The sequence below is a fragment of the Mesorhizobium sp. NZP2298 genome, assembly GCF_013170825.1.
Lineage (GTDB): Bacteria > Pseudomonadota > Alphaproteobacteria > Rhizobiales > Rhizobiaceae > Mesorhizobium.
The window spans coordinates 7,270,546-7,288,817 of sequence record NZ_CP033365.1 but is presented as its reverse complement, the minus strand read 5'-3'; the positions used below and the strand labels follow the sequence as shown (position 1 = coordinate 7,288,817).

Annotated in this window: 21 protein-coding genes and 3 tRNA genes; all 24 read left to right on the top strand. The window is 57.1% G+C overall.

The genetic code is table 11. The features are described from left to right. The first annotated feature begins 55 nt into the window (after positions 1 to 55). The 24 genes from EB231_RS34685 to EB231_RS34570 all read left to right on the top strand — a co-directional run bounded on the left by EB231_RS34685 (position 56) and on the right by EB231_RS34570 (position 18,268). Positions 56 to 265 carry a hypothetical protein gene (locus tag EB231_RS34685; RefSeq protein WP_172352717.1) on the top strand — a complete coding sequence of 70 codons (210 nt, stop codon included), beginning with the start codon at positions 56 to 58 and terminating at the stop codon, positions 263 to 265. Further along, the gene (locus EB231_RS35585; protein WP_281411426.1) at positions 262 to 396 is read left to right on the top strand and encodes a hypothetical protein; all 135 of its coding nucleotides are present in this window, start codon (positions 262 to 264) and stop codon (positions 394 to 396) included. Before EB231_RS34685 ends, EB231_RS35585 begins: the two co-directional genes overlap by 4 nt. 83 nt (positions 397 to 479) lie before the next feature. Beyond that, positions 480 to 1,298: an ATP-binding protein gene (locus EB231_RS34680; protein ID WP_172352716.1), complete on the top strand. Its 819-nt coding sequence runs from the start codon at positions 480 to 482 to the stop codon at positions 1,296 to 1,298. A gap of 44 nt (positions 1,299 to 1,342) precedes the next feature. Further along, entirely contained in the window at positions 1,343 to 1,906 is a 564-nt protein-coding gene (locus EB231_RS34675; protein ID WP_172352715.1) for a DUF669 domain-containing protein, read from the top strand. A gap of 119 nt (positions 1,907 to 2,025) precedes the next feature. After that, complete coding sequence (locus EB231_RS34670; protein ID WP_172352714.1) at positions 2,026 to 2,442, top strand: hypothetical protein; 417 nt, start codon at positions 2,026 to 2,028, stop codon at positions 2,440 to 2,442. Between the two features lie 31 nt (positions 2,443 to 2,473). Next, on the top strand, positions 2,474 to 3,553 hold the full coding sequence (dnaN, locus tag EB231_RS34665; RefSeq protein ID WP_172352713.1) for a DNA polymerase III subunit beta: 1,080 nt from the start codon (positions 2,474 to 2,476) through the stop codon (positions 3,551 to 3,553). A 437-nt stretch (positions 3,554 to 3,990) separates the two neighbouring features. Next, complete coding sequence (locus EB231_RS34660) at positions 3,991 to 4,476, top strand: hypothetical protein (RefSeq protein ID WP_172352712.1); 486 nt, start codon at positions 3,991 to 3,993, stop codon at positions 4,474 to 4,476. Next, entirely contained in the window at positions 4,476 to 5,417 is a 942-nt protein-coding gene (locus EB231_RS34655) for an oxidoreductase (RefSeq protein WP_172352711.1), read from the top strand. Before EB231_RS34660 ends, EB231_RS34655 begins: the two co-directional genes overlap by 1 nt. Further along, on the top strand, positions 5,414 to 5,911 hold the full coding sequence (locus EB231_RS34650) for a sigma-70 family RNA polymerase sigma factor (RefSeq protein ID WP_172352710.1): 498 nt from the start codon (positions 5,414 to 5,416) through the stop codon (positions 5,909 to 5,911). The genes EB231_RS34655 and EB231_RS34650 overlap by 4 nt, the downstream gene beginning before the upstream one ends. A 1-nt stretch (position 5,912) precedes the next feature. Then, positions 5,913 to 7,664: a DEAD/DEAH box helicase gene (locus tag EB231_RS34645; RefSeq protein WP_172352709.1), complete on the top strand. Its 1,752-nt coding sequence runs from the start codon at positions 5,913 to 5,915 to the stop codon at positions 7,662 to 7,664. 545 nt (positions 7,665 to 8,209) lie between these two features. Further along, positions 8,210 to 8,437 carry a hypothetical protein gene (locus tag EB231_RS34640; protein WP_172352708.1) on the top strand — a complete coding sequence of 76 codons (228 nt, stop codon included), beginning with the start codon at positions 8,210 to 8,212 and terminating at the stop codon, positions 8,435 to 8,437. Continuing rightward, the gene (locus EB231_RS34635) at positions 8,434 to 9,171 is read left to right on the top strand and encodes a hypothetical protein (protein ID WP_172352707.1); all 738 of its coding nucleotides are present in this window, start codon (positions 8,434 to 8,436) and stop codon (positions 9,169 to 9,171) included. Before EB231_RS34640 ends, EB231_RS34635 begins: the two co-directional genes overlap by 4 nt. After that, positions 9,171 to 9,953, top strand: a complete 783-nt coding sequence (locus tag EB231_RS34630) for a DNA-methyltransferase (RefSeq protein WP_172352706.1) — start codon at positions 9,171 to 9,173, stop codon at positions 9,951 to 9,953. The genes EB231_RS34635 and EB231_RS34630 overlap by 1 nt, the downstream gene beginning before the upstream one ends. After that, on the top strand, positions 9,950 to 10,285 hold the full coding sequence (locus EB231_RS34625; protein ID WP_172352705.1) for a hypothetical protein: 336 nt from the start codon (positions 9,950 to 9,952) through the stop codon (positions 10,283 to 10,285). Before EB231_RS34630 ends, EB231_RS34625 begins: the two co-directional genes overlap by 4 nt. Beyond that, entirely contained in the window at positions 10,272 to 11,495 is a 1,224-nt protein-coding gene (locus EB231_RS35865; protein ID WP_172352704.1) for a DNA cytosine methyltransferase, read from the top strand. The genes EB231_RS34625 and EB231_RS35865 overlap by 14 nt, the downstream gene beginning before the upstream one ends. Before the next feature lie 223 nt (positions 11,496 to 11,718). After that, positions 11,719 to 13,842, top strand: coding sequence for an AAA family ATPase (locus EB231_RS34615; protein WP_172352703.1), 2,124 nt, complete (start codon positions 11,719 to 11,721; stop codon positions 13,840 to 13,842). 380 nt (positions 13,843 to 14,222) lie between these two features. Continuing rightward, complete coding sequence (dnaQ, locus tag EB231_RS34610; protein WP_172352702.1) at positions 14,223 to 14,888, top strand: DNA polymerase III subunit epsilon; 666 nt, start codon at positions 14,223 to 14,225, stop codon at positions 14,886 to 14,888. Continuing rightward, positions 14,885 to 15,412, top strand: a complete 528-nt coding sequence (locus EB231_RS34605) for a VRR-NUC domain-containing protein (RefSeq protein ID WP_172352701.1) — start codon at positions 14,885 to 14,887, stop codon at positions 15,410 to 15,412. The genes dnaQ and EB231_RS34605 overlap by 4 nt, the downstream gene beginning before the upstream one ends. A gap of 47 nt (positions 15,413 to 15,459) precedes the next feature. After that, positions 15,460 to 16,170 carry a hypothetical protein gene (locus EB231_RS34600; protein ID WP_172352700.1) on the top strand — a complete coding sequence of 237 codons (711 nt, stop codon included), beginning with the start codon at positions 15,460 to 15,462 and terminating at the stop codon, positions 16,168 to 16,170. A gap of 292 nt (positions 16,171 to 16,462) precedes the next feature. After that, positions 16,463 to 16,539, top strand: a tRNA-Met gene (locus tag EB231_RS34595). Positions 16,540 to 16,583: 44 nt separating this feature from the next. Further along, positions 16,584 to 16,671, top strand: a tRNA-Ser gene (locus EB231_RS34590). Between the two features lie 103 nt (positions 16,672 to 16,774). Then, a tRNA-Thr gene (locus EB231_RS34585) sits at positions 16,775 to 16,850 on the top strand. 33 nt (positions 16,851 to 16,883) lie between these two features. Further along, positions 16,884 to 17,153: a DUF2158 domain-containing protein gene (locus EB231_RS34580; RefSeq protein WP_172352699.1), complete on the top strand. Its 270-nt coding sequence runs from the start codon at positions 16,884 to 16,886 to the stop codon at positions 17,151 to 17,153. 467 nt (positions 17,154 to 17,620) lie between these two features. Further along, a complete protein-coding gene (locus tag EB231_RS34570) occupies positions 17,621 to 18,268 on the top strand; it encodes an HNH endonuclease signature motif containing protein (RefSeq protein ID WP_172352698.1) in 648 nt (215 codons plus the stop codon). Positions 18,269 to 18,272 lie beyond the last annotated feature (4 nt).

The window sequence follows — 18,272 nt, the reverse complement described above, 5'->3', positions numbered from 1 at the left end:
CGCAACCACCAATCACTTATTGCCGGCAGCGCTCGGCAATAAGAAGGAGGGACTTATGACTGCAATCCATGGAACTCTGCGCAACGCGCGCATGATCTTTGACGGCGACCCGCGCTGCCCTTGCCTGCGCGGCGAGGTGTATGGCGACACCAAGGGGCGCTTTATGGACGGCGACGTCATCACGACCAGCCGCCTTAAGGCACAGGAGGACGGCCTTGTCTTCCGCACTACGTACAGCGTCTACAAGGTGGAGTCTTGGGCATGACCTACCACGACGAACATGACCCCGACTTGCACCCCGAAGAAATTCCGCCTGCCGCAGCCCGCTATGCAGCGGTGTGGATTACGCTCGGCATCGTTCTCTTGCCGCTTATCGCCTGGTCACTTCTCAAATGACCACGCCGGATCCTCGCCCGCTAATGTTCTGGGGTTCGGTACTCGTACTAGCCGCACTATTCGCTACAAGGATGCTGATGTAGATGGCAATTCCATTGAAAAACTTGACGACCACCAAGCGCACGCACCCGCCTGTGCTTTCCGTTTACGGGACAGGGGGCATTGGGAAGACGACGCTGGCCGCAGAGTTTCCCTCGCCGCTGTACCTGTTTACTGAAGGCGAGGAGCCGCCAACCGATATTGAGTTGCCCACCCTAACCGGCGAAGACGGTGAGCCGAAGCCGATCACGTCATACACGGAAATGCTCGACGTGTTCGAACAGTTGCTTACCGAAGAGCACGACTTCAAAACCGTCATAATCGACAGCCTGGATTCGTTTGAACGTTTTGTGTGGGCGCACACATGCCAGACGAAAGGCTTCGATACGATCGACAGCAACGACAAGGGATCCCCGACTGCGTTTGGCAAGGGATACCTCGCCGCCGATGAGTATTGGAACGACTACATGGCTGCGGCCAAGGCGCTTGCCAGAAGCGGCCTGCACGTCGTGCAAATCCTGCACAACAAGACCAAGCAATTCAACGACCCGCTCGTAGACGCCTACGACCGGTACCGGCCAAAACTGCAGGACCGCGCGACCGATATCATCATGGAAAAGAGCGAAGCTCTCCTGTTCATGACAAAGCGCACATCTGTCAAGCAGGTCGACAAGGGCTTCGGCAAGAAGGAGGCAAAGGCCGAAGGCATGTCTGGCGCCGAACGCATCATCTACACAGACGAGCGCGCTGGGTTTTTGGCCAAGAATAGGCTCAACATGCCGGCATCTATCCCATATCGAAAGGGCAATGGCTTCGCTGAATTGTCCAGGTACTTCTACGCTCCATTCAAGACCGCAGCCTAACCAGCACTTACTAGCCTATCTAAACACCACCAGGAGAATTCACCTTGGCAGCACTTGGTAAAAAGTTCGACGCGACTGCTCACGATACGACGCAGCGCGAAGGATATGACGAATTGCCTAACGGCACGTATCGCATGGAGATCGAGGCGTCTGAGGTGAAGCCCACCAAGGACGAGAGCGGCACGCTGCTCAAGGTGACGTGCAGCGTCATCGACCCGGAAGACCTTCGCGGCCGCAAGCTGTTCAACTCCTACAACCTGGAGAACAAGTCGGCGCAGGCCCAAGAAATCGGCCAGAAGCAGTTTGCCGCACTGTGCCGCGCGATCGGCGTTGCCGAGGTGGATGATTCCGAGGACTTGCACTTCAAGGCGTTCACCGTGAAGGTTGGCCTTGGCAAGCCGTCGAAGGACGGCCAGTACCCGGCTCGAGCCGAGATTAAGCGTTACTACTTCGAAGATGAAGGCGACCTGCCCGAACCGGCCATTGATGAAGTGCAGCCAGTAGCCAAGCCAGTTGCTGCCAACAACAACCAGCGACCTGCCGCCAACCAGAACACGCCTGCGGCAAAGCCGGCGGCTACTGGCAGCAGGCCTTGGGCGAAGAAATGAGTTGGCCGGATGCATTCGCAAATGTCGGCGGCGCTATAGCGTTCGTCGCAGTCGTCTGGATTCTGTTCCGCTGAACTAACGGCGGGCTTCGGCCCGCCAGCAACCTTGAGGAGAGAGACATGGGCGACGGTAATTTCAAGTGGTATGCGGCGGGCGGAAAAGACCCGGAGCGCTATGCGATCGTAGAGGACACTCGCGAAGCCGCAATCCAGGCTGCCCGCAATGACGAACTCGACGGCGAGTACTACAACGGCTTCACCATCGTAGAGGCTGACAAAGCCGTGGCTGGCATTCCAGACGCCGATAGGTTCCTCGAAATGTTCTTCGAACAGAACGAGGAACTAGGCGATGCCGACGGCGATGGATTTGGCGCAGACTACAGCGGTACGCGAGAGCAAGAGAAAGAGCTTACCGCCGACCTGGCGCGAGTCTTTAGCAACTGGATGAATAAGCACAAACTCTGGCCGGACACGTGGCAATTCGGCACGCAGCGGAATGAGGAATATTTTCCGCCTGCTGTAAAGAGCGTAGCCTAACCCACCTCCCCTCACAATCCGGAGACTTAGCGTGAAAATCACACTTCCACGCGCCGACTTGGCGCGCCTACTCTCCAGTACGATTAAGGTGGTCGAGAGCCGCAACAGCATCCCGATCCTCTCCACCGTGCGCCTGGTAGCGGATGGCGGCAAGCTTACAGCAACGGCTACGGACCTCGATATTGAAATCACGTCGGCGGTAGTGGCCGAAACCGAAGAAGACGGCGCGCTCTGCGTGTCGGCTGCGCTCTTGGACAGCATCGTCAAGAAGCTGCCGCCCATTCAGGATGTGACGCTCACGGCCGAAGACAACACGCTTACCGTCAAGGCTGGCCGCTACATCTCTCGCCTGCAGGTATTGCCAGTCGAAGACTTCCCGTCGTTTTCAGCGGATGGCTTCACGGCGCATTTCGAGGTTGACCTGGCCAGCGTGGTTGCGCCTGTCCGCTTCGCTATCTCGACAGAGGAGACTCGGTTTTATCTGAATGGCGTTTATCTGATCGGCAAGACCGGACAGATTACCGCAGTGGCAACCGACGGACATCGGCTTTCCAGGCACATTGTTGACCAGCCCGTCAGCGCTCCCGCCTGTGAATTTAGCGGTGTCATCCTGCCACGTAAGTTCGTCGGTCTTATCCCGGCTGGCGGAGTTGCCGTCGACTTGTCCGACACCAAGGTCCGCGTCACGTCTGGCGAAACAGTCATCACATCGAAGCTGATCGATGGGACGTTCCCGGACTATGACCGAGTCATTCCTACCGGAAACGACAAGGTTGTAACGTTCGACTCCGCGGCAATGGCCAAGGCTGCAGATCGTGTGTCGATTGTTTCCAGTGAACGTGGCCGCGCCGTTCGGCTGAGCCTTATTGACGGCCAGGCAACACTTGTCGTCAACAACCCGGATAGCGGCAATGCCACAGAAGAAATCGCGGTGTCTTACGAGGGCGAGCCAATCGATATCGGCTTTGACTGCTCGTACCTGACCGAGCTTATCGGGCAGTTCCCGTCCGGCGACATTCGACTGGCACTGAACGATGGCGGCTCGCCGGCTGTGTTTACGTCGGACAAGGCACCGGGATTGCTTGCCGTGCTCATGCCTCGTCGGGTGTGAGGCGATGGGCGGGACCGACGGACGCATATTGTGGAGGCCAAAAACCACGCATGAGATGGCGTCGTTTCAGTCGGAGGTGTGCGCCCATTGCCTAGATCGTAACGGCGATGGCGAGTGGGAAGATGAGTTCGGCAATGATGTTCCTGGCGAGTGCGTTTTGGCCCACTACGCTTTCTCCGGTCCCACCCTCCACTGGACGATAAAAGACGGCAAGCGTGACTGCTCGGAATTCAGAGAAGATCCAGCCTGCCCCGCGCGCTGCCCGCATACATTGGAGTTGTTCGCATGACCACACCAACCACCCAACTAGAGATCGCGGCGCATTGGCTGCGTGAGGCGGCAATTGACGTAACAGACAGCGCTCTTAAGCGGACACTTAGCCGCGTTGCGGATGAGTGCGAACGCACCGCTCGCAACAGCAGTGTAGGAGCAGACAAGTGACCTGCCTGGCCGCGCTCATCCACAACGGCAAGACCTACATTGGCGGCGACAGTGCCGCCAGTGTGGACGACAAGATTGAGGTGCGCCTTAACCGCAAGGTGTTCCGCAACGGTGCTTATGTGATTGGCTTTACGGGATCGTTCCGTGTCGGGCAGCTGCTGCAGTTTGCCAAGCTTCCGGCAATCAAGGGCGATCTCCTGGCGCACCTCATTACGGCAGTCGTTCCAGTGATTAAGGACATAGCAGGCAAGGAGGTTGACGAGCTTCTTATCGGTACGGCTGGCCGCTTGTTCAAGGTGTCGTCTGACTACAGCGTTGCGGAGTACCCACACTACGCCGCAGCGGGCACTGGTGAGCTTGTGGCGCTCGGGCGGCTGCATGGTTCGCTTGGCGCGCCGGAACAGCGTGTGGTGGCAGCGCTTGAGGCGGCACAGGCGCATTGTTCTTCGGTGCGGGCGCCGTTCTTTGTGGAGATTGCATAGTGGCGCCTTTGCCGAAGCCAACCGCCAGCACCGTCCGCGCGATCTACAAGGCTTATGAGGACGCAAACGAGCATTACGACTCATTGGGCATATCCGTCGGCGAGATAGGCACGGAATGCGATAGGGCGCTTTGGTACACCTTCAGGTGGGCATCGCGGCCGGAGGAGATTGACGGCCGCAAACTGTCGATCTTCCGCACTGGCGATCGTTGGGAAGAAGTAATGGTCTCCGACCTTGAGCGCATCGGCGTTGAGGTGTGGGGGCAGCAAGACCGCATTCGCCTGGTGCACGGTTTTGTGCGCGGCAAGTGCGACGGCAAGGCGATCGGTATTCCAGAGGCGCCCAAGACCGAACACCTCTGTGAGTTCAAATCGTCCAACGACAAAGGCTTCAAGGAGATTATCAAGAAGGGCTGCAAGGTCGCCAAGCCATTGCATTTTGCCCAGTGCCAGATCGGGATGCATGCCTTCGGTCTGTCGCGGTGCCTCTATTACGTGACAAACAAGAACGACGATGCGCGCTACACGGAGAGACTTGAATACGATGTTGAATATTGCCTGCGCCAATTGGCTCGAGCCGAACGCATCGTGTTCTCGGATGAGCCGCCATCTCGGATATCAGAGGATCCAGAATTCTTCGGATGCATGTTCTGTCGGCATAAAGACGTCTGCCACGAAGGCATAATGCCGCGCGTGACATGCCGCTCTTGTCTGCACAGCCAGCCGGAGCAGGGGGGCGACTGCCATTGGAGTTGCGCACGGTTTTCGAAGCCATTGGGAATCGATGAACAGAAGGCAGCGTGTCCCGCGCATCTCCATCTGCCTGGATTGGTACCGGGCGAGCTTATCGATAGCGATGAAGAGGCAGAGACGATTACCTACAAGCTCCGCAGCGGCCGCATCTGGGTCGACGGCGCGAACGACAACGAGGAAGCAGCATGAACCGTCCCGCATCTTTCGACGCGCGTGTCCTCGCCTACATGCCAGCCCTCAAAAGCCTTACCCGCAAGTACGTGCCCGCAGGCGAGCGCGAGGAACTAATCCAAGACACGCTGGTGCAAATCTTTGCATCATGGGAGAACTTCCGCGGCGATGACTACAGCGTTGGGGGCGGCTTCTACAATTGGCTTGCATGTCAAATGCGCGGCGTCGCCGCCAACAAGCGCACCAAGAAGTCTGTGCCGGTTGTTTACGACCAAGACAACAAATACTCAGCAATCATCGGCAAGCCAGCCGACCAGGAGCGAGCGCTTATCGCCAAGGACATGCTTGCGCGGGCAACTGGTCGTGACGGTGCAATCCTCCTGCGTCGCGGCATGGGCTTCGGCCTGGTGGAGATTGGATCTGACATGGGTATAAAGCGCGAACGCGTGCGTCAACTCGAGGTGCGCGGGCGTGCTTCGCTGCGCAAGGCTTGCGGCATGGTGGCTGCTTAGGATGCTGCAACTGCGCGAGTATCAGGAGCAAGCCGAAGCCGCTATCTTCGACTATTGGTCGGAGGAGTCGGGAAATCCGCTCGTGGTCAAAGCCACAGGCACCGGCAAGAGCTTGACCATGGCGTCGCTTATCAAGCGCCTGGTAGGCGGCTGGCCGGATATGCGCGTGATGGTCGCAACTCACGTCGCGGAATTGATTGAGCAGAACTATCTCGAGCTGCTTGGCGTGTGGCCATTCGCGCCTGCCGGCATCTATTCGGCGGGCCTAAACCGTCGCGACGCCAAGGCGCAAATCATCTTCGCTGGCATTCAGACGGTCCACAACAAGGCCAAGCAAATTGGCCACATCGACGTGCTTCTGGTGGATGAGTGCCACCTCATTCCGATGGCTGACAACACCATGTATCGCCGCTTCATTGAGGCGCTGTTGGCCATCAATCCAGACATGAAGATTGTTGGCCTGACAGCCACGCCATTCCGCCTGGACAGCGGCAGGCTGGACGAAGGCGAAGACGCGCTGTTTGACCGCGTGGTGTTTGAGTACGGCATTGCCGACGGCATCCGCGACGGCTACCTCTGCCGTCTGTCCAGTCTACCAACCGCTACGGAGTACGACCTGCGAGGCGTTGGAAAGCTTGGCGGCGACTACAAACAGAACGCGCTGTATACCGCCGTAGACAAGCCAGACACTACAAAGTCGGCGGTTGCCGAGACCGTTGCAAAGGGCGCTGATCGCCGCTCGTGGTTGCTGTTCTGCTCTGGCGTCGATCACGCCTTTCACGTCCGCGACGAGATCCGCGCGCATGGCATCACATGCGAGACCATCACTGGCGAAACGCCGAAGGACGAACGGCGCCGCATCATTGAGGATTTCAAGGCCTACCGCATTCGCGCCGTCACCAATAATTCAGTGCTGACCACAGGCTTCAATCACAAGGGCGTCGACCTGATTGCAGCCATGCGGCCTACGAAAAGCGCTGCCTTGTATATCCAGATGATGGGGCGCGGGACGCGTCCGCTCTACGCGCCAGGCATGCCGCTAGATACGGTAGAGCAGCGGCTACACGCTATCGCGGCTGGACCGAAGCCTAACTGCCTTGTTCTCGACTTCGCCAAGCTGGTAGACGAACACGGCCCGGTCGACATGGTTGAGCCTAGGACGCCAGGCAAGGGAGACGGCGAAGCGCCAATTAAAATCTGCCCGCAGGAGATCGCTGACGCTAACGGGCATTTCGGATGTGGCGAAAAACTGCACGCCAGCGTGCGTGTCTGCCCCGGTTGCGGCTATCAGTTTCCGGAGCCGGAAAAGAAGGTTACTGCGACGGCCAGCGGTGCGCCGATATTGTCCACCGATGATGCCAAGTGGCGCCCTGTAACCAGCCGCACATTTAGGTTCCATGAGGCCAAGAGCGCCGACAAGATTGACAGCGTCAAGGTTACGTACATGCTCGGTATGACTGCCGTTAATGAATGGCTTGGGCCAGGACATAGCGGCAGGTTTAAGTCCAAGACAGACCGGTTCTGGGTTGACCATGGCGGCCAACGACCCTTTCCAAAGTCACCGCTTGAGTGGTTGGAAAGGCAGAACGAGCTTTTGTCAACACAAGAAATCAACATCGCGCCAGAAGGCCGGTACTACAAGGTTCTTGGCTACAAGCCTGGAGCCACCAAGGCCGTAAACGACAACGAGCCAGCCAACAACGATAATGGCATAGGTCATGCGAAGTGGGATGAATTGGAGGTTCCGTTTTGAAAACACCAACCGAAGTGCTTACCGCCAGTTTGCGCGGCTGTTGTGATGCCTACCCTGGTGCGCCTGCGCTAGCGGCGCAGTTGGTAGGCGCACTGAAGGCGGCTGGCTACATCATCGTTACGGCGGATGCTATCCGGCTGGCGCAGGCCATGTCCGCAGAGCAGGCGCGGGAGGATATACGCGAAGCCGCATAAAGCCAGAATATACGCACATGCGTATTGTTGCGCATGGCGCAACAAGCTGCAGGTTCAAAGGTTTGAGGAGAATAGCATGCGGTGTGCACGATACGTTATAAATTGGAAGCGCGAGTTTCGTAGCTTCACTTACGGCTATGAGATTGAACTACTGGAGGGCGTTCTTGTCACTGAGGAAGTCTACACATCGCACAAGTTTGACATAACCGAGTTCCGGTGTGGCGCGCGGAAGTTCTCCACCTACAACATTTACGAGTCTTATGACGCGGCCGAGACGTATGCCAAGGATGTGGTCGCCAAGAGCAAGGCGCAATGGATCGAACTTGGCAAGCTATTTGAGGAACATGCATCATGAGTGACCACGAAGGCGATAAGTCAAAGCAACCGCCAGAATGCGTATCCGTATTCATTCCGCATCCACCAGAGATGACGGAACGCGAACGCATCATCCTTGGCGGCTCAGGACGCTGGACCAAATGCGCAAACATCAAAGAAGTCGGCGGCGACTTCGACACAGAGCGTTATGCGTGTGCCGTCTGCGGTAAGTCCTACACACTCTACTATGAGGATATGGCGTGATCGACACAGCAGCCAACACCACCTATTACGACCTCCCGCCCAAGACGCACAATCAGCCGACGGTTGACCCCGTTGAGGTGGCGCTTGCCCTCGTTCAAGACCTGTACGATGAGGCCAAAAACTTCGCCGACGGTGAGCCAATTGACAGCGCCACCATGCACGACACGGTGACGGCGCTTTATGACCAAATCCATGAGGCCGGCAAGGCTGCGGACGCACTGCGGGTTGAGGCAAAGAAGCCACTGGACGAGAAGATTGATGCCATCCAGAAGCAGTTCAATCCGTACATCCAACCCAAGAAGGGCAAGGTCGATCTGGCCAAGGCGTCGCTGGGCGAGATGCTAGCCGTATGGCGCAAGCGGGAAGCCGACGAGAAAGCACGAATCGCGCGGGAAGCCGCCATTGAGGCGGAACGGCTGGCCGCGATTGCCCGTGAGGCAATGGCCACCAGCCAAGGCAACCTGGCTGCGCGCGAAGATGCCGAACTGCTGGTCAAGGAAGCCGCTGCGGTTAGCCGGTTTGCCAAGGCTGCAACGAAGGGACCGACCGGGCTGCGAAGTGTGTGGAAGGCTTCGCTCGAAGATGAAGAGAGGGCGCTTGATTGGGCATACGCGCGCGATCCTGATGCTTTCCGTGCCCTAGTGCAGTCGGCTGCCGACGCGGTCGTGCGCAGCGGTATGCGGATGGTTCCGGGGTTTCGGGTTTGGGAAGACAAGGTTATGGGAGGCGCGTGATGCGGGTTGAAACCATAGGCGATTGTACTTTGTACAATGGTGACATGCGGGACATTGTGCCCACGTTGTCATCTGTCGACTGCATAGTCAGCGACGCGCCATATCTTGTTTCAAAAGGCGGGTTCGCGGCCAACCTTCAACTCGAGGGAGGTTTCGGCGGGTGGATGAAGGACTATGGCAACGGAGGCGATATAGTTAAGTGTGACATCAAGTGGAGCGACTGGCTACCTATCGTGTATGCCGCGCTGAAGGATGACCGGCAAGCCTATTTCATGTCCAATGGAAAGAACTTGAAGGCGGCATGGGCTGCAGCGGAGGCTGCGGGCTTTGACCTCCACACCATCCTAACTTGGGACAAGCGTTCCGCCCTGCCTAACAAGTACTACCAAAACGTCACTGAATTCACGCTATTCATGCGCAAGGGCAAGGCGTTCACAATCCGCAATCCGGCATCGAAGAGTTTGGTTAGCATCTTCCAGAGAGACGAGTCGTCTCATCCAACGGAAAAACCTACCGAACTTATGTCGCTCTACATTGAGAACTCAACCTGGTCGGATTGGGTGGTGCTGGATCCGTTTATGGGTTCCGGCACCACTGGCGTTTCCTGCGTTCAATCTGGTCGACCGTTCATAGGGATCGAGTTGGACGAGACCTATTTCGACATGTCTTGCCGGCGCATCGAGGCGGCATCAAGGAAGCCAAACATGTTCCGCCCTAAGAACGACAATACCCCGCCCGCCGATATGTTCGCCCCCGCTACGCCAGTTGCAGGTGCAGCATGAGTCAACACGATCCGGCCGAATGCTCGTTCTGCGGAGACAGGGCAATAGGCATTGGCATGGGCTTCACCAGTCCAAGAGACAAAGACCCCAAGTTCCTGTGTGTGGATTGCAGCTTCATGATTGACAACATCCAACGACTAAAGCGACCGGATGCCTACAAGCTGAAGGCGCGTGCGGGCGGTATGGATGCCGCGGGCCCACTGGTGGAGGAATACGGGTCCGACCTTGGCGAATGGACAGAAGAACAGGTGCTTATCTTCTGTGGACGCATTTGGGACGGCTGCACCAAGCGGTTGCGTCAACTTGTGAGGAGCGGCGATGCACCATTCTGATGGCCCCCGCGTCCTAGACCTATTCAGCGCTGCAGCGGGCGGCTGGTCACTCGGCATGCATCGCGCAGGCTACCGCACCATAGCCGCCTGCGAAGTCATCCCGTGGCGTCGCGTCCTTTACAGCCAGAACAACCCCGGAGTCCCAGTTTATGACGACGTCACCACCCTTACCGCAGACAGACTTGTTCGGGACGGTCATGGACTTCCCGACATCATCGTCGGCAGCCCACCGTGCCAGGACATCAGCAGCGCCAACACTAAAGGTAAAGGCGTCGACGGCGAGCGCTCCGGCCTCTACTTCGAAGCTGTCCGGCTCATTGACGAATGCAGACCTCGTTGGTTCGCTCTTGAGAATAGCGCTAATCTCAGAACTAGAGGCGCAGACCGGGTCATCGATGCATTGGAGGCAATCGGCTACACCTGCTGGCCGTTCGTGGTCAGTGCTGGAGACATCGGCGCGAACCACGAGCGCAAGCGAAGCTGGCTTATTGGATTCTCGCTTGCCGACGCCAATGGCATCGGACGGGATGCAGGACGGCAAGGGCGGTGGGGCGGGTTCGACCTATCCGTTTCGGATGATCCTATCGACGCCACGAGCGAGCGACATGAAAGCGGGAGGACATGGCGATACGGGCAGGATGGGGACCGTGCGACATCAATTGCACCAAGCGATGATGCCAACGCCGCGAGCGAGCGACGCGAACCACGGGCCGGAGATAGCGAAGGCGACGAGCGACAAGACGACAGGCGTGTCGCTTGTAACGACAATGGCAATGGGCGAGCGTCAACTAGAAACCCTGCCAACTCCTACCAAGAGGGACAAACGGCTGGACTCCTGGAGTCCAGCCCACGACCGTCGCCACTCTCCAGCACTGGATGCGGTGATAGACGGCTCGATGACGGGGAAAGCGTCGGACAAGTGGATAGGCGCTCGCCTCTTGGCAACTCTCCTGCAGAGCCATGGGCTAACTGGAACGGCGGCCTTGCCCATCACTTACGGGTGGATGATGGGTTATCCGGCTGGGTGGCTCAGTCGCGCATTGCAATCGGCGGTCCAAGAGGGACGGTTGCAGCAAGTCTCATTGTCGAAGCCTTCGGCGACGCGGTCTGCCCGCAAATCCCCGAAGCAATCGGACGAGCCATTAGTCGCGTAGAGCGTGCTTTGGCTGTGGTAAACGACAACACGCCCGCCAGAATGGCCGCCGCATGACCAGATTCCACGACACAATGCAGTGCTATGTCCGCAGCGTCGCCTATGACTTTTACACTGGTGTTGGCACCGTATTTATGGAGGAGGACAGTTGCACGGACATGTCTGGCTGCATTGACGTCTTCGAGCGGATGGATTCCAAAGTGCGCAGAATTGAGACCTATGCAGGCGCACGACAAGACACCACCTACATAAAAGTTAATTGCGAATGGATTGCCTCGTAATGGCCAAAATCAATTTCAAGGTACCGCAGGCAACCACCAGCGCATATGACGTGGCGCGTTCATTCATATCGGCAGGCATAAGCGTTTTCCCGTGCCATGAGACAGAGGTCGATGAGGTCGACCCGGCAACCGGCGAGATCATCACTAGGCCGGAGAAATCACCAAAAACCAGTAACGGTCTAAAGGGCGCCACACGCTCCGAGCGGATCGTTGGCATCTGGTTTAACGAACGCCACCCGACTGCACTGATAGGCGTACCTACTGGCGAGCCGCTAGGGGCTTGGGTGCTAGACTTAGACAAGCACGGCGATCGCGACGGGCATGCTTGGCTTGCCGCAATGGAAGCTCTGCATGGTCCATTGCCGGAGACGGCCAGGGCGCGAACTGCGAATGGCGGGACGCACGTCTTCTTTAAGAACGTTGACGGTATCCGTAATCGGGCTGCTATTGCACCTGGCGTGGATACGAGAGGCCAGGACGGCTATATCGTCGGTCCCGGATCCATGATGGCCGACGGGCGCAAATACGAATGGATTGACACGGACGGACAGCCATACGATCCGATCGGCATTCCAGACTTCGCCGACACGCCCGAATGGCTGCTCGAGTTGTTGCTCCCCAAGAATGAGCCGGAACCACAACGGCACGACTATACGTACACGGCTCGCGACCTGGCGCCATATGTCAACGTGGCGCTAGAATCGGAAATCACCAAACTGGCCACAGCAGCGGTAGGTAACCGCGGCGCGCAGCTGAACGCATCCGCATATGCGCTCGGTCAACTGGTGGGTGCGGGTGTCCTATCCAGAGATATTGCGGAGGGCGAGCTTTACCATGGCGCATCGGCCAATGGTGTTCTGCAAAAGGATGGCGACAAGCAGACGCGCGCTCGCATTAAGCGTGGCCTTGACGATGGCATGAGGTCGCCGCGCGTCATCAAAGAACGCGAGCATCAGAACGACAATACCAAGCTTGTCGACACCTCAAAGCTGCTCAAGAAGAAGGAAGTCAACACGGAGGTTGACGCCCCAGCGCAGGATGTAAACGCAGAGGTTGACATGCCAGCAGCGCCGAAAAAGCGCGAACGTTTCGAGCGGACGTGGTTTGACGACATCGTAGAAGGCGAGCCGAAAGAGACGTTCATTAAGGGCGTACTTGGCGCTCGAGAGTTCACAACAGTCTCTGGTCTGCCTGGAACGGGAAAGTCGGTAATCGTAACGGATGCAGCATGCCACGTTGCCGCCGGCATGGAGTGGCATGGGCGCAAGGTCAAGCCAGGTCTGGTAATCTATGTGGCGGCTGAACGCAAGAAGCTGACAGAACGTCGCATGATGGCTTTCCGTAAGCGGCATAAGATAGAAAATGTGCCGCTCTTGATCATCGGTGGAAGGCTCGATTTCACCAAGGATCTGAAGGACGCCAAAGAGCTTATAGCCGAAATCAAAAGCGCTGAGGTTGAGACCGGCCTTCAATGCGTGTGGGTCATCATCGATACACTGACGCGAGTCTTCGGCGCTGGCGACCAGAACGCATCAAAGGACATGGGTCGCTTCGTCAATTCATGTGACGAGATACTGGTAGAGACATCGGCACACGTTACCGCAATCCACCACAGCGCTTGGACAGGCGAGCGTGGCAAAGGCGCTATCGACTTGGACGGAGCTGTTGACGCTAGCTTCATGGTCAAGAAAGACCATGGAAAATACAAGCTTGTCTGTGATGGAACCAATGACGGCGAAGAAGGTGAGATATTGGCGTTCACCATGGACTCCGTTGAAATTGGCGTCGATGAGGACGGCGAGCCGACAACGGCACCCGTGGTGGTTCAAGTCAAAGAGACCAAGCTGACATCTGGGTCGCTCAAGGGCTACAAGGGCGACGTCCTCAAGGCGCTTGCCGCGGCTATCGAGAGGAACGGCATTGAGCCTGAAGGGGACGCATTCCCGGAGGATATCCTTGTGGTTGACGAGGCAACCTGGCGGGCAGAGTTTTATGCTAGCCGCGACACCACAACCAATCCCGCAGCCGCGGAGACCGCCCGCAAGCAGTTTCAGCGGGCACCAGATGCACTGGTCAAGGAGGGTCACGTCAATAACATTGGTCTATGGTACTGGCCGGCATAAAAACACCTTTGTCCCGTTGTCCCGCCTTGTCCCGGTTTAATATCAATAGCTTACAGTGCTGCGGGACAAAATGCCGGGACAAGATTTCACCGCTAGGTTGCACAACCATCAGCGCAACCTAGCGGGACAAAACGACTTGTCCCGCAGCATGTGTTTGTCCCGCTGTTTTGTCCCGCTAAAAATCGACTTACGGGACAAGGCGGGACAAAACGCCAAAAACCATCATCAATAAAATCAATAACTTAGAACGTATTTTGTCCCGCTTGTCCCGCTTGTCCCGTTAATTTGTCCCACGAGCATCCAGCGGGACAACATATTCCCCCCTCTTTAGAGGGGGAATTTGTCCCGGTGCTTAGAAATTGGTTTTAGGTAGTAAGAAAATGACCCGCCAGCCCACCCGCCAAATCGTCATCGACACCGAGACCACTGGCGTCGACATCCGTGCCGATCGGGTGGCTGAGATTGGCGCCGTGGAACTTTACGACATGCTGCCTACGGGCCGCACGTTTCACGCCTACGTCAATCCCGGTGTGCCGATGCCGGCAGACGCTACCGCGGTGCACGGCATCACCGATGCGATGCTGGCTGGTGCGGCCAGCTTTGCAGACACAGCGGCTGGCCTGCTGGACTTCATCGGCAACGCTCCGCTGGTGGCTCACAACGCCAGCTTTGACGTTGGCATCCTGAACGCCGAACTCACGCGAGCCGGTATGCCAGTCTTGGCCAACCATGTCATAGACACGCTGGCAATGGCGCGCACAAAGCATCCTGGCTCACCGGCTAGCCTTGACGCGCTGTGTAGGCGGTATGGCATATCCACAGCAGCCCGCACAACACACGGCGCACTCATCGACGCGCAATTGCTAGCCGAAGTCTATGTGGAGTTGGTCGGTAGGCAGGTTGGGTTGGAATTGGCGTTTAGCGAGCGCACCACGGAAATAGGAGCGCTGCCAGTTCGGCTAGTAGCGCTGCCCGGCAGGTTGACCACGGAAGAACTGGCTGCGCATGCGGCTATGATGATTGAACTTAGGGAAAAGCGCATATGACCCGCACACAGCAGACGGTAAAGATCGGCGGCAAGCGTACGCGGCTGATAACCAAGGATGGCAAGATTACTATTGAGGCAGCCCCTGTTCTCGAGTGGGAATTGCAAGCCGAGGCTGTGCGTCGATTGCGGGCACTACCGGAATGCGCGACTAAGGCAAGCGATGTTAAGCCAGGGACGTTCACATTCGCGGCTGATTTTGCGGCTGGCAAGAGAGACGCCACGAAAGCAAAAGCTACCGGTGTGATGGCTGGCGACCCAGACCTGCGCATCTACGCGTCAAGCGGCAGGCTACTGCTTATCGAGTATAAGAATGCTGAAGGGTCGCTAAGCAAGGACAAGATCATCAAGGGCAAGAAGCGCGGTGGTCAGGTTGAGCGTCACGCACTGTTGCGCGCCCTTGGCTATCGCGTCGAGGTGATTAAGGCTGCGACACCCGATGAGTGCGCCACTGCCAGCGTTGCGCTAGTGCGCGGCTGGCTTGCGGCTAACGACAATGGCAGCATGGAAAAAATGGCTGCATAAAACTATATACGTTGTACGGGACTGCCTAACTGGATTTGGGGACTCGCATGAACGACAATACGCCAGACGAGCGCGCAGCTACTCGCCTAATGCTAGCCGAACGTGCTGAGGAGCAAAAGAGAGCCATGCGTCGCTTCAAGGTCCGTATCGGAAAGCGCCAAGCAATCGGCAAGGATTGGGACGGCAAGGCTGATAATGACAATATCGCTTGGCCGTTGGCCAAGGCGCTGTTGGCTGAAGGCTCTGGCGACCTACTCGCCTACGCTATGAAGTATCGCAAGATATACGATACGGCCAAGGCTGAGGTTGCGCTAGGCTTCAAGGCCACGCCACCACCTGAGATGACCATCGTCCACAAGAACCGGATTGATGAGAGTTCAGGCCGCATCATTTATGGCGGTGAGTTCGTGCTTAAGTCCGCGCCGACCGATATTCCTGCAACTATGAAGTCGCCAACCAACGCAGACAGCAAAAAGAACGCAGCGCCTGTGCCTAAGCCGTGGAACGGCGATATGGAGATTATCAATGCGCTGGATGCACGTTCACTACTGGCGCACCTCCAAAGGCGCTTAGGGCTTCTCGTGGAGCCGTTCGAAATGGCCGTTGTGGACTGCGCTACGCTAGCTGAGGTTGGCAATGCGGCGGGCATAGCGAACCGTGCTGGGTCAATGGGCGCCGGACGCGCTTTAGTACACACAGGCTTGTTTACGGTTCGGGACGCATTGGGTGCACTGACGAGGAAGGATATCGCTGCTTAGCGCGTTGGTTATAACCAGTTCACTCTCCCGCGCCTTATAGGTAGGAAGGCAAAGAGCCATCCAACCCTTTAGGGCAACGGTGCTTCCGGCAGTACGCTACGGCTTGCAAGTGAAAGTGCGACTGATCCCTAATCCCATCACTGGCGCGTCCTCCTCCGCGACGGTGATTGCCCGCTCCTGCTGTTTGCCCGTAAGGGCGTGGCGGTGAGCGGGCTACTGATTAACGGTTGCTGTATGTGCGTCGCACCGCAGCAATAGCCAAGACGCGAAAGCGCGCCGTTCCTTTTTATCCAGCGGGGTGGAGCAGCCCGGTAGCTCGTTAGGCTCATAACCTAAAGGTCAGCGGTTCGAATCCGCTTCCCGCAACCAAATAAAAGGAAATACCCTATGTCGTCGTCCAGTACCGCCAATCAGGAGAGGTGACAGAGCGGTAATGTGCCTGTTTGCTAAACAGTAGCCAACCGAAAGGTTGCGTGGGTTCGATCCCCATACTCTCCGCCAATTTCGCAGTTTGGAGGGTGCCGCTGAATGGCCGGCAACTGGTCTTGAAAACCAGGGTATCCGAAAGGTTAAGGGTTCGATTCCTTCACCCTCCGCCAATTAAGCCGGCATAGCTCAGTAGGTAGAGCGGTGCTTTTGTAAAGCGATGGTCGTTGGTTCAATTCCGACTGCCGGCTCCATTTCGTAGTGCATGCCAACAGAGGAGAATGAGCATGGACGGATCACCTTGGTATATGGCCACGGATGGCATGGGCAATAGCGAGTCCATTGGTGACTACTTCGTTAGAGAGCCTGCCGCACCTACTGCATGGCACGACTACAGCATTGGCGACCATGTAGAGCTTACCACTGGTGGGCCTACCATGGTGGTCCTGGACGTATGCGGTGAGTGTGGCGACATCGACGTGGCGTGGTTCAACGGCACGACGATGGAGATCGTCACGCTGCCGTCTGTTGCGGTGTGGCATGCATACGATGATTAAGCGCCTCCTAGACAAGGTGCGCACCACGCTAGGCGATTGGTACATGCGTGACGCAGTACCAGCCTAACCGGCCTTGGAAGGGCTGGTATAAGCTTGCTGCCTGGGAGGCTAGGCGGCAAGCACTGTTCGCGGTCGAGCCTCTGTGCCGTATGTGCATTCAGCGCGAAGAGGTAACGATAGCTACCACTGCTGACCACGTTGTCCCTCATCGCGGCGACCCCGAACTGTTCTGGCATGGGGAACTACAGCCGCTGTGCGCATCGTGTCACTCGAGCCAGAAGCAGGCCGAGGAGAGAACCGGCATCGTTCGAGGCGTCGACGGCGATGGATGGCCCGAGTGGCGAAAAGGCCAATGAAAACAACCACATGACGGGGTAGGACAAAAGTCCTAGGCCGTCGACCCTAGGACCGGCGTGGGCCAAGAGTTGTGCTAAACCTGTATTTTTTTTGTTTATGGCGGGGATTAAATGTTTGCCTGCGATGCGCCAATTGCTGCAAACGACAATAGTGCTGCCGAGGGTGTAAAATTCTGCAACAAATGCAGTCTTTCAAAATCGTACAGCGACTTCACACGTAGCAAATCAACCCTAGACGGACTTGGCACTTATTGCAAGTCCTGCGCTAAAGCATATCAGAAAAAGTGGCGTCAAGAGAATCCGGTAAAGTGGCTCGCGTCGGTTTATGGGTGGCGGAAAAACAACCCAGACAAGCATCGTGTGCGTCAGCGCATAGACACGGCTAAGAAGACTTCAACGCCCCGCGGCAAGATTGAGAGCAACTTCAGAGCGCGCATCTTTCAAACTATCAAGCGTGGTTCCAAAGGGTCAGGCGGACACACATTCGATATTCTTGGCTACACATCGGAAGATTTGCGCGTCCACATTGAGAGGCAGTTTGAGCCTTGGATGACGTGGGAAAATTATCGCCATGACACGTGGCACATCGACCACATCATCCCTCTATCGGCCTTCAATTACGAAACGCCTTATGACATCGACTTCAAGAAAGCCTGGGCGCTATCGAATCTTAGGCCGCTAGCGGCGAATGACAACATGAAGAAGGGCGATAGACTATTATCGCCGTTTCAGCCGAGTTTGGCACTAGCGGTAGGGTGAGAAT

Excerpts from the sequence above, each read along its gene's own strand:
- EB231_RS34625 (WP_172352705.1), top strand. The coding sequence starts at position 9,950 with ATGAGTCAACACGATCCGGCCGAATGCTCGTTCTGCGGAGACAGGGCA.
- EB231_RS34570 (WP_172352698.1), top strand. The coding sequence starts at position 17,621 with ATGTTTGCCTGCGATGCGCCAATTGCTGCAAACGACAATAGTGCTGCC.
- EB231_RS35865 (WP_172352704.1), top strand. The coding sequence starts at position 10,272 with ATGCACCATTCTGATGGCCCCCGCGTCCTAGACCTATTCAGCGCTGCA.
- EB231_RS34630 (WP_172352706.1), top strand. The coding sequence starts at position 9,171 with ATGCGGGTTGAAACCATAGGCGATTGTACTTTGTACAATGGTGACATG.
- EB231_RS34670 (WP_172352714.1), top strand. The coding sequence starts at position 2,026 with ATGGGCGACGGTAATTTCAAGTGGTATGCGGCGGGCGGAAAAGACCCG.
- EB231_RS34680 (WP_172352716.1), top strand. The coding sequence starts at position 480 with ATGGCAATTCCATTGAAAAACTTGACGACCACCAAGCGCACGCACCCG.
- EB231_RS34685 (WP_172352717.1), top strand. The coding sequence starts at position 56 with ATGACTGCAATCCATGGAACTCTGCGCAACGCGCGCATGATCTTTGAC.
- EB231_RS34605 (WP_172352701.1), top strand. The coding sequence starts at position 14,885 with ATGACCCGCACACAGCAGACGGTAAAGATCGGCGGCAAGCGTACGCGG.
- EB231_RS35585 (WP_281411426.1), top strand. The coding sequence starts at position 262 with ATGACCTACCACGACGAACATGACCCCGACTTGCACCCCGAAGAAATT.
- EB231_RS34615 (WP_172352703.1), top strand. The coding sequence starts at position 11,719 with ATGGCCAAAATCAATTTCAAGGTACCGCAGGCAACCACCAGCGCATAT.
- EB231_RS34600 (WP_172352700.1), top strand. The coding sequence starts at position 15,460 with ATGAACGACAATACGCCAGACGAGCGCGCAGCTACTCGCCTAATGCTA.
- EB231_RS34640 (WP_172352708.1), top strand. The coding sequence starts at position 8,210 with ATGAGTGACCACGAAGGCGATAAGTCAAAGCAACCGCCAGAATGCGTA.
- EB231_RS34580 (WP_172352699.1), top strand. The coding sequence starts at position 16,884 with ATGGACGGATCACCTTGGTATATGGCCACGGATGGCATGGGCAATAGC.
- dnaQ (WP_172352702.1), top strand. The coding sequence starts at position 14,223 with ATGACCCGCCAGCCCACCCGCCAAATCGTCATCGACACCGAGACCACT.
- EB231_RS34650 (WP_172352710.1), top strand. The coding sequence starts at position 5,414 with ATGAACCGTCCCGCATCTTTCGACGCGCGTGTCCTCGCCTACATGCCA.
- EB231_RS34645 (WP_172352709.1), top strand. The coding sequence starts at position 5,913 with ATGCTGCAACTGCGCGAGTATCAGGAGCAAGCCGAAGCCGCTATCTTC.